The sequence below is a fragment of the Sutcliffiella horikoshii genome (genome assembly GCF_021991925.1).
In the GTDB taxonomy this organism is placed as follows: domain Bacteria; phylum Bacillota; class Bacilli; order Bacillales; family Bacillaceae_I; genus Sutcliffiella_A; species Sutcliffiella_A horikoshii_F.
Genome location: NZ_RXZI01000003.1, coordinates 395,443 through 411,735, shown reverse-complemented (window position 1 = coordinate 411,735; position 16,293 = coordinate 395,443). Strand labels below are relative to the sequence as shown.

The following is a 16,293-nucleotide window of genomic DNA, read 5'->3' as shown; positions in this document are numbered from 1 at the left end:
CATTACCCTTCACCCTAGAATTCTTTCAGCCGTGGAATTCCTCTCTTATCAGGATGGTCTGTAATGTACTCAGATCCTTCTATGAATTGGTTTATGTAGCTTGTATGCTTCGATTATATGCAACAGAAAGACCGTTGTCAATGTTTGATGAAATGAGCAGTAAGATGGGTCAAAGTGACCTTTAACACAGCAAATACCGGTACTGCTAATATCAATCCAATCACTCCCGCCACCTCTCCACCTATCAAAAGTGCCAGTATGATGAATACTGGGTGGATATGCAGACTTTTTCCTACGATGAGGGGAGATAAGATGTTGCCCTCTATAAATTGCAGCCCAAAAATGATGATAATGACGAGGATCACCATTTTCACTGACATGGTCGCAGCAATAATCACAGCAGGGAAGGCCCCTATTATCGGGCCAAAATAAGGGATGATATTGGTGATTCCGATAATGACGCCAAGAACTAAAGGATATCTCATACCACTTAACCAAAGGGCTACCGTTGCTAAAAAGCCAATAATCAGGCAGACAGTAAGTTGGCCTCTTATATAGCTACCTAAAGAGATGTCCACATCTTTTAAAAAGGCGAGCCCCGGCTCCCGCCATTTTCTAGGTGTGAGATACCAGACAAGTTTCTTAACCTGATCGTAATCCTTCAACAGGTAAAATACAATAAATGGGATGACAATCAGAATGAAAAAGGAATTTAATATTCCTTTCAACCCCGCTACGACCCTTGTTAAAAGATTGGAGAGCATCGCTTCGAATTCAACAAAAGTCTGATCTACCCTTTCATGGATTCCGTCAGGCCAACTTGAGGTGGAGCTATGAATCTGTTTGATCCAACCACTATAGGTTTGAGCGAGTCTCGGAAAATTATCGGAAAGCTCCCACAGTTGGTCAATGATGACAGGTATGCCTTTGTAGCCTATGAGACCGATTCCACCAAAAAACAATAGATAGATCAGAAGAATGGCTATAGGTCTTGGCATGCCTCTATTGTGCGTGTATTCTACAACCGGATGCAACAGGTATGTAATGAAAATACTGATTAAAAACGGGATGCTTATAATTATTATAACTCTTAGAACCGGTTCCCATAACGGGCTCAGCTTCATGAAGACATACAAAATGATCATAACGAGTAGAAGTGTACCTAGGCGTAACAGCCATTTCTTCTGATTTTCCAAGAGAAACGCCTCCTACTCGTTATTCTCTATTTAGTTAAAGGTATTTATACGGGTATTTTACTTCAGGTCCGAAATAGAATCCGCCACCGTCTCAATGATGAACTGAAGGTCTTCATCACTGATCGACAAAGGAGGAGAAAGGGTTAGCACATTATTAAATCCAGCAACTGTAGCGCCGTTTTTCCCTACAATCAAGCCTTTCCTTTTGCAAGCAGCAATGACTCCATTAATCTTATCGATTTCAATTGGCTCTTTTGTCTCTTTATTCCTAACGAGTTCCAATCCGACAAGCAGTCCTTTGCCACGTACATCACCGACATATGGATTTGCTGATAATCGTGATCGAAGTTCACTTAAAAGTATGGCTCCTTTTTCAGCAGAACGCTCTATCAACTTTTCGTTCTCCATGATTTCCAAGTTTTTTAATGCTAGTGCACACGAGGCAGGGCTTCCGCCGAAAGTGTTCACATGTCGCAGGTAATCGTATTCCTCTGACCCTTTAAATTGCTCATAGATTTCCTTTTTAACAGCAGTTGCAGACAGCGGCAGATACGCGCTGGTGATTCCTTTGGCCATCGTGATAATGTCAGGTTTTACACCATAATTCATAAATCCAAATGGCTTTCCTGTTCGTCCAAACCCGCATATCACCTCATCCACAATCAGGAGGGCACCATGTTTCTTGCAGATCTCAGCGACTGCCCCCATATATTTGTCTGGTGGGGTAAGTATCCCTCCCCCTGTTATGATAGGTTCCATGATCATGGCTGCAATGGTTTCACTGAGCTCCCACGTCATGACCTGATCAACATCTTTTACGCAACGCATCTTCATTGGATCTTCCGTTTGGACATCTTCCATCCTATAGGTATCCGGTGGTGGTACGTGCACAAAACCTGGTGCTAGGGGCTCATATTTGTATTTTCGTTGCGCCTGTCCAGTGGCGGCAAGCGATCCCATTGTATTTCCGTGATAAGAACGGTATCTGGAAACGATTTTGTAGCGGTTGGCATCGCCACGCTGGGCATGATATTGCCTTGCTATCTTAAAGGCTGTTTCATTCGCTTCTGAACCACTGTTGGAGAAAAAGATGACATATTCCTCCCCAAGCCACTCGTTCAGTTTTTCGGCAAGCTTGATGGCAGGGACATGACTTTGCGTTAAAGGGAAGTAAGCCAGTTCTTTCAGTTGTTCATATGCCGCTTCTGCAAGTTCCGTTCTTCCGTAACCGACATTCACACACCATAGACCGGACATGCCGTCCAAATATCGGGTTCCGTCAATATCTGTTACCCACGCACCTTTCGCCTCTTTTACCACCATCGTGGAAGTTGGGCTGTAAGGTTTCATGGAATGCCATACAAACCGGTCATCCTGAGCCAATAAATCATGTTCTTGCGATTGGTTCACTTTCGCCATCCGATACACCCTTTCCATTTTTAAGGATTTGGGAAAATGCTAACGCAGCTGTTGATTTCCACAAACGGCTTCGTTTTCCGCGGGGCGCTTGCGGAGCCTCCTCGGCAAGCCTGGAGGCCACTGAAAAAGTATATAATTTTGACAACCTGATTAACACCGCTGTTGATTTCCGCAAACGGCTTCGCTTATCCAGAGGGCGACCTTGAGCCTCCTCGGGCTGCGCCCTGCGGGGTCTCAAGATTGTCGCTATCTCCCCGCAGGAGTCTTCGCCTATTGCTCCAATCAACAGCAAGAAAATCTTAAAAAAGATAGGTTATTGGGTTTATCAGTGGCCTCGCAAGCCTGCGGGATCTCCTCTAAGCGCTACCTCCCGTAGGACAAGGAAGGCTGCGACAGCGATACATCGCACGAAGAAAATGTGTTAACATTTTCGAGGAGTCTTCGCCCTGTTCTCCAATCAACAGCTGGGATATCCTATTAACTAATCCTTATTTCAAAAATCGAATCTTGATGTGATCATTTTTTTGCGGGTGAAGAAATTCACTCCATCTTTTCCGTTTACATGAAGATCACCGTAAAAGGAGTCTTTCCAGCCTGAGAACGGGAAAAACGCCATCGTTGCTGGTACTCCTACATTCACACCAATCATGCCTGCATCTGCTTCTTCCCTGAACTGGCGAACTGCCTTGGCATCTTTCGTGTAGATGGTCGCACCATTTCCAAAACGGGATTTCTCAATATGTGACAATGCTTCATCAAGGTCTTTTGCTCGCAGAAGGCTCAAAACCGGAGCAAAGATCTCTTCCTTGGCAATTGTCATTTCCGGTGTCACATGGTCAAAGATAGTTGGTCCAAGGTAGTTTCCTTCTGTCATCTCTTCCATTTCCTTTCGCCCATCCCTGATCAGGGAAGCCCCTTCTGATACACCTTGTTTAATATAGCCAAGTACTTTTTCCCTATGGCTTTCCCTTATAACAGGGGTCAATAATACTTCTTCATCCATCCCATTACCGATAGTAAGGGTATTCGCTTTTGCTTTTAACTCATCTACAAATTGATCATTATCCCCGACTACCACAACTGCACTACACGCCATGCACCGCTGACCCGCACTCCCGAATGCGGAAGTCAAGATATGCTGTGCTGCCTTTTCTATGTTTGCATCGGGCATTACGACATGGTGGTTTTTCGCTCCTGATAGGGCCTGAACACGCTTCCCATTTTTCGCAGCAGTTTCATACACATATTTTGCTACAGGCTGTGAACCGACAAAGGATATTGCTTTTACATCCTCATGGTTAAGCAGTCCATTTACCACATCGTGTGCTCCATGAACTATGTTTAAAATCCCCTCAGGCGCTCCAGCTTCTGTAAAAAGTTCAACCAAACGATTTGCAAGCATAGGCGTTCGCTCTGAAGGCTTCAGGACAAACGTATTTCCGCATGCGATGGCAAGCGGGAACATCCATAGGGGAACCATCATCGGAAAGTTGAAAGGCGTGATACCTCCCACCACTCCAAGAGGATAGCGGTACATGCTGGAATCAATATCTTCTGCTATATTGGATAAGGTTTCCCCCATCATCAAGGTCGGGGCACCGGCTGCAAATTCCACACATTCCAACCCTCTTTGCACTTCCCCATGCGCTTCCTTGAAAGCCTTGCCATTTTCGAGCACGATGAGCTTTGCCAGTTCATCATGGTTTTCCGTCAGCAGACGATGATAGGCATACATAATGCGCGCACGCTTAGGGACAGGAGTATTCTTCCACATTTGAAACGCGGTTTTTGCAGCCTTAACTGCTTCCTCCACATCCTCTTTCGTTGAAATTGGAACTTTTGCCAAGCATTCCTTTGTCGCTGGGTTGATGACTTCCATCTTTTCTGTCCCCTTGGAATCAACCCATTTGCCATCTATGAAATTCTGCAATACTGCTGTTTCTTTTGAAGTGATTGTCATGTCTTTGTCCTCCTCATTCTTCTATGGAATTTTTAGAACTTATGACTATTATCTGACAAATTAGAAAGGCTTTCATTAGACAAAATGTAAAATGGATAAGGTTTTGCCTCTGACATTTTGCCAGAAAAAAAGATTGGTCCGTTTAGGAGACCAATCTCAGACTGTTGACAAACAATACATTAGTTTAGTTATTCAGGCTTCGCCTTTTGCTCCAATCAACAGCTAGAAACTCATAAAAAAGACAGTTTATTGGGTTTATCAGTGGCCTCTGCTACGCACTCCTTACTATTGTGAATATTGCTTTGTATACCAACTGAGAGTAGTCCTTTCAGGAAACCAATCTCCATACTTCTTATAGGGTGTACGATTTGCTATCTCCTTCCAGATACGCATTTGTTGTATTCAGGTATTCATAAACCATCACCATGAATTCGATTACTAATCTCTTTTCCGAATTCATGAAATCTTCCCCCAGCAAGCTCTCAAGCTTCTGTATCCTGTGATAGAGGGTCTGTCTGACGATATAGAGTTTGCTTGCCGTCTCTTTTTTAGATCCATTGCAGGCCAGATAGGTTTTCAAGGTATCGAGCAGCTTCCCATTATGCTTTTGATCATAAACAATCACAGGCTCGAGATATTCCATGACAAAATCACGAAGATCATGATGCTTTTGCATAAAAGAAATGAGTCGGTAAATATGGAGATCTTCAAAAAAGGAGAAATACTCCTCTTTTAACAGCTGTTCTTGTATCTGTAATGCCTCCCACGAGGACTGATAGCTTCTTGATAGCTGATCAAGGGGCTGGACATATTTTCCTACAGCTAAACGCAACGAAAAATTTCCTTTGTTATCTTTTTGTTTATTAAGAATAACAGCAGCACCTTCAGAAAGCCTTTCTTTCCAGCCTCTTTCTTCCCTCCTGTTGATCAGGATTACCGTTAACGTGTTTTTCATCTCTGTAAAAAAAACCGAAAAGCCCTGCTGTTCAAAAATAGAACGAAATAACAGGGTGAGATAGGTCTTGTCCAAGGAAGGCGCCTGCTGGTTCTTCTTTTTACATAAGAGCACAACTCCCCCTTTATGAAAGATTGCCTCATTTCTTCCCAGGAATTCCCGGATAGATTCCTTGCCCTGACCACCTTCGAGCCAACTGCGTAGCCACTCGCTTTCTTCCAGTCTTCTCTTCTCCTCCACATACAACCCTCTTAAAATATGCTGTGCGAGCGCTGTTACCGTGCGATCCAAAAGAAGATGGTCAAACTCACTCATCGTACGGTCCTGTGAAAGGATGTGAATGACACCATGCTGCTTATCCAATACTTGTACAGACTCCTTCAAATACCTTTCCTTCATGGGATCGGATTTTAGGGAGCAAAGAATTTTCTTGCGTTCATGGATAGGGACGTCTGGGATAAAGAACCTTTCTTGGTTACCATTTTCGTAAATGATTTGTGTTTCCAAATGTTCTTGAAGATAGGTGAGGATGTCAAGTTCATGTGTAATGGTCAATAGTTTTTTGTTCAAGGTTTGAGAGTAGCTTTCTAACTGAGAGATCATCTGATATTGCTGGTTGATTAAGACAGAATGAATATCTTGCGTAATATCTACAAATGAAACTTCCTGATGAAAGAAAATAAGAGGGAAATGATGTGCATTGGCTAAATCAATAATTTCTTGAGGGATGACGGGGATGTAGGAACCTTTCTCAATACATAATCCGGCGGCTTGACAGTTTATCAGCTGTTGAACAAATGAACGGAACTTCTCGATGTTTCCACCAAAAGAGACACCTGTAGATAAAATCAGTTCTTGTCCATTTAATAGTTTTTCTATATTGGTTATTTCCACGACATGCACCCATTTCACTTGGCGATGCATTCCTTGTCCTCCTGCAATTACTTCGGATCTTTCAAACTGTTTTCGCTTCATGATTTCCTGTAAGGAGAGCATGGTTTTCATTTATTCACCTCGTAATCCTTAAAGTATGACTAGGTCCTAAAGCCATACTCTTATTATAACGTAAGAGGGAGTTATATTTAATTAAAAATTCAGACAAATTAACACAAAAGATGACATGTCCAGTAATTCAACATGTCATCCTTTCATTTACTGTTAATTATTTATGGGAAAATATAACTGTATCTCCTGAACCATTTCCTGAAATTCACCCTCATCATTGAAATCACTTGAATCCCAATTTTCCAGAATCCAATTGACCAACTCCTCTGGTGAATTAAAGAACTCTCCGCTAGAATCGGCTTTACGTATTGTAAATCTGTTGTTATCCTCGTCAATGGTTACCTCACAAGGATAAGCACTTTCTTTGCATTTCAATTGATATTCCATAAAAAGAATTACTCCTTTCACGATGCAGTTTACATGATTTTATTCCAATCTTGCTCAAACTATGAGGAATTTGTTAACTTTCTTGCCGCTGCTGTTTGATTATTAGGGAGGCAAAATACTTCCTCGAATCTGCATGTTTTATGTGTAGAGTTTCTTCATGGGGAATGTCCTTTTTTCCATCATTCATCTCCAGGACAAGAAATGCACCCTCTAAGTTTTCTTCTACATCTTTGATACGGAACCCTTTATTTATAAAAAAATCTATTTTATCTTTTTCTGCTATATATTGTAGATAATCACTCAAAAAATATTCCTCCTCTCAGGTAGTCAGCTCGAAAGCTCCCGTGGTTCTTCATAGGCATCCGCATCATCAAGGATAACCCAATCCCTTCCCACTGTTATTCCTAAATATTTCTCATCATCCGGGTCTTCCAGTTCAGCCTGCTGATATTTTTTGAAATACCAATATTTTGCTAGGACATAATATAAACCTCCACCTACTACAAATCCCACAATGAAAGAGTAGTTTGCCAAATAATAAGCCGCTGCCCCTCCTACAAACCAGGCGATGAACCCTGCAAGATTAAATCCATTTGTATATCTAAACTGACCGTTATTTTCATAAAGATCGTGGACATTGACTCTCCTTTTTCTCAATAAATAATAATCTGCAAACAAGATTCCTACGATTGCAGATAAAATGCCTCCTACAATCAACAGGACAGGAATCAAAATGTCAAAGAGGTTCCATGGTTGAACGACAGATCCCACGATTCCTGCGATCACAACCCCCGCCCAAAAAGGAACTTTCGGACCGCCGACATTTGAGAAGATGGTGGCAGCCGGAATAAGGTTCGCCGAAGCATTGGTGGACCACTGTGCAAAAATAATCATCAACAATAGCACTCCCAGAACAATTCCTGTAGCAGCCTCCTGCAAAGCGACTACAGGGTCATAATTGGATACGGCGATATACGATACGCCTCCGATAGCCACCATAAATGTTTGTGTAATCGGAAGGGCTATCACACTTCCAACTATGCTGGACTTGTTCCGTTTCAGCCAATTCCTTTCATACCTTGGTGCTTTGATAAACCGGGAAATGGATGGAATGTCGGCAGCTAACGTTGCCCAGAAACCCATGTTACTGAAAATAACCACAAGGAAGGCAGTAACCGCGGCTCCCCCAGTCACCGGACTTTCAATCCATGACCAAACCTCTCTCCCCTGTTCTAATGCCCTATCCGATAGAGTGGTGTACATCCAGGCAGAAATGATGATGATGATTGGTGCAGCAAGGTCTGCGAATCGTTCCACCGCTTTGATTCCCAGTGCAGTATTCAATAGCTGGACCGCAGCAAAAATCAGGAAGCAGACAAACCAATTGTTAAAACCGGTCAATGTAAAAAGAATGGCGTTCATGGCAGTTGCGCCGAAGAATGTATTGATCCCAAACCAAAATGATGCTGCCAATCCCCGTATAATGGAAGGGATATGGGTACCCACCGTCCCAAATGGAGCCCTCATATAGACTGGGAAGGAGAGTCCATGCTCAATGCCAATGTCTCCTGTGATTGTCATGAATAATCCAATGGCGATACTTCCGATGATCGTCGCTATGATTACCCAACCGAGCGATAAACTTTGTACACCTGCTCCTCCGATAGCAAATGCTGCCAGGACCACTGCCATTCCAACCCACATGACCGCAAATCCTAATGTACCAATTTTTCTGGCAGAATGAGCAATCGGTAGCAGGTCTGGTGATTTTAAATAGCTTTCATTCTTTTTCATTACAACACCCCATTAACTAAATTTAAGGCCCCGTTATACACCGCTGGTGATTTCCGGAAACGGCTGCGCTTATCCGGAGGGCGACCTTGTGCCTCCTCGTGCTACGCCCTGCAGGTTCTCAAGATTGTCGCTATCCCCCCGCTGGAGTCTTCGCCTGTTACGCCAATCACCAGCTATAAAACTCTTTGAACTAAGAATTTTCAATGAGTGACCACACATTTAGACAAGCTAGATATAATAAATGCTTGACCTAAAAATGTTGTGTAGGTCAAGCATACGGAGGTTAGCAGAATGTAGTTTTTAGGATTGGTAGTTTAAATGGATAGAGTCTCGTTCTGTTTTATGTGTGATGTTGCTCCATATTTATGGCGTTTAATGTATTGACCGCTTCCTGCTTTTCCGACATATTGCTTATCACGGACAACGAACTCACCCCGTACCATAACAGAAACTGGTTCCCCCGTTATTTTCATCCCTTCAAAGGCATTGTAATCAACGGCCATATGATGGGTCGTAGCGGATATGGTCCGTTCTTGGTTTGGATCAAAAATGACGATGTCTGCATCCGCACCAACGGATATGGTCCCTTTTTTCGGGAACATACCAAATAGCTTCGCTACCCGTGTGGATACAATATCCACAAACTGGTTGATGGATATACGTCCCTTCTTCACACCCTCGGAGAAGAGAATGCTTACTCGGTCTTCAATCATAGGTCCGCCATTCGGTATCTTTGTAAAGTCACCCTTTCCGAGACTCTTTTGCCCGTTAAAGTCAAAAGAGCATTGATCAGAACCGAGGGTTTGAAGCTGACCGCTTTTGAGCGCATTCCATAAGACTTCCTGGTGCCATTTTTCACGCAATGGTGGTGACCAGACATATTTTGCACCTTCGAAATTCGGTTTTTCCAAATAACTCTGATCCAGTGCCAAATATTGAGGACATGTCTCCCCCCAGATCTCCACCCCTTTGTTCCTTGCCTCCGCAATCTTTTCTACTGCCTCTGCACAGGAGACATGCACCACATAGAGCTGGGATTCTGCAAGGGAAGTTAGTTGTGCCGCCCTGCCTGTCGCTTCCCCTTCCACCTCTGGCGGTCTCGTAAGCGCATGATAAATCGGATCTGTATTGCCTTTTTTCAATGCTTCTTTCGTCAGATAATCGATGACATCCCCATTCTCTGCATGAACCATGACAAGAGCACCGAGATCCTTGGCTGCCTTTAAAGTGTGGAATAACGTGGCATCATCCGCCTGGAATACATTTTTATAGGCCATGAACACTTTGAAGGAGGTGATCCCCTCCTCATCTATGACTTTAGGAAGTTCCTTTAAAACGTTCTCATTCATTTCTCCTATCATTAAGTGAAAGCTATAATCAATGACCGCTTTGTCTTTTGATTTGTCATGCCATGTCTGGATGGCATCTTGTAGTGGCTTGCCCTTATCTGTCAGGCAGAAATCGATCACCGTTGTCGTCCCACCAAAAGCTGCGGCCATCGTTCCGCTTTCGAAATCATCCTTTGTAACGGTCCCCCCAAAGGGCATATCCAGATGAGTATGCGGGTCGATTGCTCCAGGGAAGATATAGCAACCCCTTGCATCAATTACTTCCGCGTCTGCGGATGAAAGGTTGAATCCAATGGAGGAAATTGTTTCACCGTCAATCAAAATGTCTGCTTCATACTGGTCGCTTGCCGTTACAATTATTCCGTTCTTTATTAACTTTTTTGCTGCCATTTTATCAATTCCCCCTTATTTAACCGTATCCACTTCACATTCCTTCAATAATCCAAGGGCGGTCTGGCGCTCATTCCAAGTCATTGGCGGCTGTTCATGCGGGAGCTCCACCATGGTGATGACATCATCCACCGGACAGACGATCGAGCATAGATTACAGCCCACACAATCTTCTTCCCTCACCTGTAAATAGGATTTACCAGAAGGGTCCTTCAGCATATCGATGCACTGATGGGACGTATCTTCACAGGCGATATGACATTTATTGCAGTTAATACAGGTATCCTGGTTAATTCTAGCGACAATTTTATAATTTAAATCCAGGTTGCCCCAATCCGAGTACTTTGGTACGGATTTCCCAACAAGATCCATGACTTTAGCTAACCCTTTTTCATCCAGATAATTGTTCAGCCCATCAATCATGTCTTCCACAATACGGAAACCGTGATGCATAGCGGCTGTACAAATCTGCACGCCTGTTGCTCCCATCAGCATGAACTCCACCGCATTCTGCCAATTCGATACTCCACCCATACCTGAAATAGGCACATTGATCCTAGGATTTCTTGCACATTCCCCAACCATATTAAGTGCTATCGGTTTTACGGCAGGACCACAATAACCGCCATGAGCACCCTTGCCGCCTACATGCGGTACTGTATTCCAGCTGTCTAGATCCACCCCGGCCAGACTGTTGATTGTATTGATCATACTTACCGCATCAGCTCCACCCCTGACCGCAGCCTCTGCTGTCACGGTGATGTCCGTGATATTTGGGGTCAGCTTTACAATGACGGGAGTTTTAGCTGCTTCTTTTGCCCAGTATGTCTGCTTTTCCACCAGATCTGGAACCTGGCCTGATGCAGAACCCATTCCCCGTTCCGCCATTCCATGCGGACAGCCGAAATTCAACTCCAGTCCATCAACGCCTACCGCTTCTACCTTTTTCACAATTTCATGCCATTTTTCCCGTTTTGGCTCCACCATCAAGGACGCAATCACAGCCCTGTCCGGAAATCTCTTTTTGGTTTCCTCGATTTCCCTTAAGTTCACTTCCAATGGCCTATCCGTAATAAGTTCGATGTTATTGAACCCTGCCACTCGCTGTCCGTTGAAACTCACAGCAGCAAACCGGGATGACACATTAATGATTGGGTCCCCTAGCGTCTTCCATACTGCCCCTCCCCAGCCTGCTTCAAAAGCTCTTTGTACCTGATAGCCAGAGTTTGTCGGCGGTGCAGAAGCCAACCAAAAAGGGTTTGGAGATTTGATTCCTGCCAAATTTATCGATAGATCTGCCAATGCTTTCCCCCCTCACAAAGATTGTTAGGCCGTTTCTATTCGGCTTTTCACCAATTTTTCATAAAGTGCATAAGCGGTAATCTTGCCCTGTTCAGCAGCCGTTACCACCATCGCCTCACCTTGACCTTTTCCAAAGACGACATCTCCACATGCAAACACCTGCTCATGGGATGTTTGGTGGGTGAGCGGGTCAATTTTTACCACTCCGCCGTCGTGGGAGAGACCAAATGCATCAATTAGTTTCGTATATCTCGTCTGACCAATCGCTTTGATGACAGCATCCACTTGTAGGGTGAATTCTGAGCCTTCCACTTTTATAGGTCTTCTTCTACCATCTGTACCAGGTGCACCAAGCTCCATTTGCACACATTCTATTGCCGTGACTTCACCATTTTCATTTCCGATGATTCTATTTGGTGCAGTAAGCCAACGAAATTCCACTCCGTCCTGCTTTGCGAACTCATACTCAAAATCGTAGGCAGACATCTCTTCCAGAGTTCTGCGATAAAGAATCTTTACATTCTTCGCACCAAGTCTGACAGAACAAGTTGCACCATCAATAGCAGTATTTCCTGCTCCGATCACCACCACATTTTTCCCCTTGAGTTCAGTGGAAATTGCATTTGTTTTGGTTTCTTTGACAAATTCTATCGCGTCGAATACTCCCTTTAGCTCTTCTCCTTCAATTCCAAGCATCGGGACGCTTGCCATCCCCACCGCTAGGATTACTCCGTCATAGTTAGAAAGGATTTCTTCTACGGAAATATCCACACCCACTCTTGTACCTGTCCGAATTTCCACATCTAGGCTTCTGACCTGCTCCACTTCCCAATAAGAAACCCTCTTTGGAAGACGGAACGACACGATACCATACGTATTCAAGCCTCCAGCTTCCTTCTCGGCTTCAAAAATTGTTACTTGAAATCCGAGTAACGCAAGTTCCCTGGCTGCTGAAAGACCTGCTGGCCCCCCTCCGACAATCGCCACTTTCCTCCCATTGGAAGTGCCTTTTTCGAAAAGTAATTGATCGTTTTGTATTGCCCAATCAGTGGCATATCGCTGGAGATCCCCTATGACGATCGGTTTTGTGTGATGGTTCAGAACACAGGCTCCCTCACACAACTCCTCTGTCGGACACACACGCGAACAGCTTGCACCTACAGGATTGGCACTCATGATCGTTTTCGCGGAGCCCTTCAGATTGCCTGATGCAATCTTTTTGATAAAAGAAGGAATGTCAATACTGGTTGGACAGGCAACAATACAGGGTGCATCATAGCAGTACAAACAGCGATTCGCCTCTTCCACTGCTTCCCTTTCCGTCAATCCAGGCTTTGCTTCCAAGAAATTCATAGCCAAATTTTCAAGATCTATTCTTTTCGTTGCTCCTTTCACACAGCCACGCTCCTTTTTTGCAGATTTGCAAGAAAAAAAGTGACCCAAATCGACGCATGTGCCCAAGATTCTATGTAGGAATTAGGTTCACAAACTACGAATGAGCCACCTTTTAACCTTTACGGTAAAAGTGCTGTCATTTCTTCATATGTTTCAGGTCTTCTGTCACGATAAAACTGCCATACATCTCTCACTTCACGAATTAGTTTCTTGTTCATTTCACCGATTATCACTTCATCCTTATCTCTACTTCCAATGGATACGAAAGTCCCACGGGGGTCCACCAAGTAGGACTGTCCATAAAATTCGCCCATTTTCCAAGGTCCTTCCACGCCTACCCTATTGATGGCCCCGACATAATAGCCGTTTGCCACAGCGTGTGCTGGTTGCTCAAGCTTCCACAGGTATTCTGAAAGTCCCGCCACCGTAGCAGATGGATTGAATACTATTTCCGCCCCTTTTAAACCAAGTAAACGGGCTCCTTCAGGAAAATGGCGGTCATAACATATGTACACGCCAACCTTTGCGTATGCCGTATCAAAAATCGGATAACCAAGATTACCCGGCTTAAAGTAGAATTTTTCCCAGAAACCATGTCCCTGGTCTCCCACCCCGACCTGAGGGATATGTTGTTTTCGATATTTACCAAGGTATTTCCCATCCGCGTCAATGACTGCAGCGGTATTATAATAAGTCGCAATCCCTTCCCTTTCATAAATCGGAAGGACAATAACCACTTCCAATTCCTTTGCCAGATCCTGAAATAGCTTGGTTGTCGGACCATTTGGAATTTCTTCTGCAGCCTCATACCATTTTGCATTTTGTTCACTGCAAAAGTATGGGCCATAGAAAATCTCCTGGAGGCAGATGATCTGCGCGCCTTTTGCTTTCGCTTCTCTTACCAATTTAATATGCTTTTCAATGGCCGTCTTCTTGTGGACCTCTACAGCTTCTTTGCCATCCACATCATTCGACGCCTGAATTAAACCAATCATCACTTTATCGGACATACATGAACCTCCTTTTAATGAATTATTGGTAAATTGTTAGAATAATTAGAACTTTATGTTTATTCTACTGTCTTTAAGTAAGTATTTCACTATACATAATGTTAAATTGTAATGGGTGGGGACTGTCCAAAATGTAAAACGACAGTTACCTAGTTGATTGTAGTGGAAGGCGCGCAGACGCTCGCGGGAGGAAGGGACAGGTGAGACCCCCGAGCGGAGTGAGGAGGCTCATGGACCGCCGCAGGAAAGCGAATCGCCTGGAACGGAAATCAACTGCTCAAAAGTAAAAACCCGCTCCTATAAAAGGAACGGGCTCACATTAAGAAAACAATCGCTTGGCTTGCTTTCTCATCTTTTTCATATTCCGTTTGGAAGTGATATCTCCCAGGAAGTTTTGTACATCGTTGTTACGGCTTAGTCGAGTGGCAGCGGCTCCAAGGCCAATCATTAATAAGGATGTCATAGCTCTGTTCATGCGACTCACTCCCAAATTTTAGTTACATACTGATTTGTCGATCGTCTTCATGAAACAAATCATCCAAAGAACTTAACGTCCCGTCCTCTTCCACCTGATGAGTATGGACCATTCCTTTGGATACGGAAAGCTCAATAAAACAACCCCAACAATAATACTGGTTCACTCCGATTTTTCCGATATCTTTGCTTTTGCAGTTAGGACAACAAAGGACCATCTTAGACACCTCGCGTTAGGATAATACAGAAACGACGACGGTATCTTTTCCTATGACAAGATCAGAAGGATTCTTTACTATCTTTTTTCCTTCTGACAAATCTGCAAAAAAACCGTCCGTTACTTCATATCCTACGATTGTGCCCGTTTTCTCCTCGAAATATACATCATCCAAAAGGCCAAGTTTATCTCCTTCTCCAGTAATAAAGGACTTGCCTTTGATTCCATGGAAGTGGTGATAATATACTTGCCCCTCCTCTTTGGCAATGGGATTCAGGACATGACTTCCCACCATGATTCCTTCATCACCGAAAGAATGAATATATTCAAAGGGAAGAAACTTCGCTCGATGGAAAATGCCTTTACCATCGATAATCAGTCCTTTTACTTGTCCTGGCTCTTCAATGCAAAGATCCTTCACTCGGCCAATCTTATCCCCTGATGCCATATCGTATATTAGCATCCCAATCACTCGAGAAAATGTTCTCAAAGAATCCACCTCTTTTCGAACATTACTAGCTTTTGTCTGATTAGATCACCTCATACTGCGAAAGGTTTTCCATTTTAAAATAGGTGTTCTAAAGCAAAAACAGGCTAAAATTCTCCATCAATTGACCAAGCAGTATTTCTTAATTCGAATAAGATGTAAAGAATTCAATGGAAGGAGGTGAAAATTCATGGCAAAATATTATTACTACAAGAGTGAACGCAAAACGGTTATTGATGACAACGCAGCAGGATATGACTACAAGAAACATGATAAAAAGGGCCATTGTAAAAAGCATGATTACGATTATGAGTATGATTGTGATTATGATAAGAAGAAACATTGTAAAAAGCATGATTATGATTATGACTGTGATTATGATTATGATAAGAAGAGACATTGTAAGAAGCATGACGATGATAAAAAAGACAAGAAAAAGCACGGTTCCAAATTAGTGGAATTTGCTTATCAAACATTTGAACCAATTACTTCCACAACGCTACCACTAAATTTCCCACTCAGTACGCAACCACAAGTTGTTGCTACAGCTACTCTGAAAAATGTCGAAAAAGGCAATGTTGTATGGTTGAATGGCCTTTACCATGTGAACAACAACTCTTTTGAATTCGCTGACGTGATTACAAGAATTTACCGTGGCAACATTTCTCCTGCAAACTTGATTTATCAAAGCATCGTAGAAGTTGATGCGGAAGGAAACGATGATGCAACGGAATCTGTCACTCAGTTTGTGGATGTTATTCCAGCGGACGGAAAAGAAACAACCTATTATCTGACTGCTCAAAAGGGACAGTTTTCAGAAGACTTGAATGTCTTCGCATACGGTCCTTTCACATTCACCGCTGCAGAAATCAAACAGGAAGACTAATCTCATAAGTAAAAAGAGGCTGGCCCATAGTTGGACTAGCCTCTTTCCCGTAGTAAATTTTATCGTT

General features: G+C 43.4%; 15 protein-coding genes and 1 other annotated feature (1 of these 16 only partly in view). Of the genes, 1 reads left to right on the top strand and 14 read right to left on the bottom strand.

Going from position 1 to position 16,293, the window contains the following annotated elements; translation table 11 throughout:
- Positions 1–91 (bottom strand) — a binding site (T-box leader); it reaches 122 nt to the left of the window's first position.
- Positions 92–137: 46 nt separating this feature from the next.
- The 14 genes from EKQ44_RS11550 to EKQ44_RS11485 form a co-directional block, all read right to left on the bottom strand.
- A complete protein-coding gene (locus tag EKQ44_RS11550) occupies positions 138–1,196 on the bottom strand; it encodes an AI-2E family transporter (RefSeq protein ID WP_237663705.1) in 1,059 nt (352 codons plus the stop codon).
- Positions 1,197–1,253: 57 nt separating this feature from the next.
- The gene (locus EKQ44_RS11545; RefSeq protein WP_269151634.1) at positions 1,254–2,615 is read right to left on the bottom strand and encodes an aspartate aminotransferase family protein; all 1,362 of its coding nucleotides are present in this window, start codon (positions 2,613–2,615) and stop codon (positions 1,254–1,256) included.
- Between the two features lie 493 nt (positions 2,616–3,108).
- Entirely contained in the window at positions 3,109–4,575 is a 1,467-nt protein-coding gene (locus EKQ44_RS11540) for a CoA-acylating methylmalonate-semialdehyde dehydrogenase (RefSeq protein ID WP_237663704.1), read from the bottom strand.
- 352 nt (positions 4,576–4,927) lie between these two features.
- Positions 4,928–6,535, bottom strand: coding sequence for a PucR family transcriptional regulator (locus tag EKQ44_RS11535; RefSeq protein ID WP_237663703.1), 1,608 nt, complete (start codon positions 6,533–6,535; stop codon positions 4,928–4,930).
- Between the two features lie 153 nt (positions 6,536–6,688).
- On the bottom strand, positions 6,689–6,922 hold the full coding sequence (locus EKQ44_RS11530; RefSeq protein WP_010196066.1) for a hypothetical protein: 234 nt from the start codon (positions 6,920–6,922) through the stop codon (positions 6,689–6,691).
- 73 nt (positions 6,923–6,995) lie between these two features.
- Positions 6,996–7,226 (bottom strand): hypothetical protein, encoded by a 231-nt coding sequence (locus EKQ44_RS11525; RefSeq protein WP_237663702.1) that lies wholly within the window; start codon positions 7,224–7,226, stop codon positions 6,996–6,998.
- Positions 7,227–7,249: 23 nt separating this feature from the next.
- Positions 7,250–8,716, bottom strand: a complete 1,467-nt coding sequence (locus EKQ44_RS11520) for an NCS1 family transporter (RefSeq protein ID WP_237663701.1) — start codon at positions 8,714–8,716, stop codon at positions 7,250–7,252.
- 314 nt (positions 8,717–9,030) lie between these two features.
- Positions 9,031–10,455 carry a dihydropyrimidinase gene (gene hydA, locus EKQ44_RS11515; RefSeq protein ID WP_237663700.1) on the bottom strand — a complete coding sequence of 475 codons (1,425 nt, stop codon included), beginning with the start codon at positions 10,453–10,455 and terminating at the stop codon, positions 9,031–9,033.
- A 15-nt stretch (positions 10,456–10,470) separates the two neighbouring features.
- Positions 10,471–11,757, bottom strand: coding sequence for an NAD-dependent dihydropyrimidine dehydrogenase subunit PreA (preA, locus tag EKQ44_RS11510; protein WP_237663699.1), 1,287 nt, complete (start codon positions 11,755–11,757; stop codon positions 10,471–10,473).
- A 24-nt stretch (positions 11,758–11,781) separates the two neighbouring features.
- Positions 11,782–13,110, bottom strand: coding sequence for an NAD(P)-dependent oxidoreductase (locus tag EKQ44_RS11505; RefSeq protein ID WP_237663840.1), 1,329 nt, complete (start codon positions 13,108–13,110; stop codon positions 11,782–11,784).
- 161 nt (positions 13,111–13,271) lie between these two features.
- Complete coding sequence (locus tag EKQ44_RS11500; protein ID WP_237663698.1) at positions 13,272–14,162, bottom strand: nitrilase-related carbon-nitrogen hydrolase; 891 nt, start codon at positions 14,160–14,162, stop codon at positions 13,272–13,274.
- 319 nt (positions 14,163–14,481) lie between these two features.
- Positions 14,482–14,637, bottom strand: coding sequence for a YrzQ family protein (locus tag EKQ44_RS11495; protein WP_156515689.1), 156 nt, complete (start codon positions 14,635–14,637; stop codon positions 14,482–14,484).
- Between the two features lie 22 nt (positions 14,638–14,659).
- Positions 14,660–14,854, bottom strand: coding sequence for a hypothetical protein (locus EKQ44_RS11490; protein ID WP_047969446.1), 195 nt, complete (start codon positions 14,852–14,854; stop codon positions 14,660–14,662).
- A gap of 15 nt (positions 14,855–14,869) precedes the next feature.
- Positions 14,870–15,343, bottom strand: coding sequence for a PRC-barrel domain-containing protein (locus EKQ44_RS11485; RefSeq protein ID WP_237663697.1), 474 nt, complete (start codon positions 15,341–15,343; stop codon positions 14,870–14,872).
- 187 nt (positions 15,344–15,530) lie between these two features.
- Between EKQ44_RS11485 and EKQ44_RS21455 the strand changes: the two genes are divergently transcribed.
- Entirely contained in the window at positions 15,531–16,226 is a 696-nt protein-coding gene (locus tag EKQ44_RS21455) for a hypothetical protein (RefSeq protein WP_269151633.1), read from the top strand.
- The last annotated feature ends 67 nt before the right edge of the window (positions 16,227–16,293 follow it).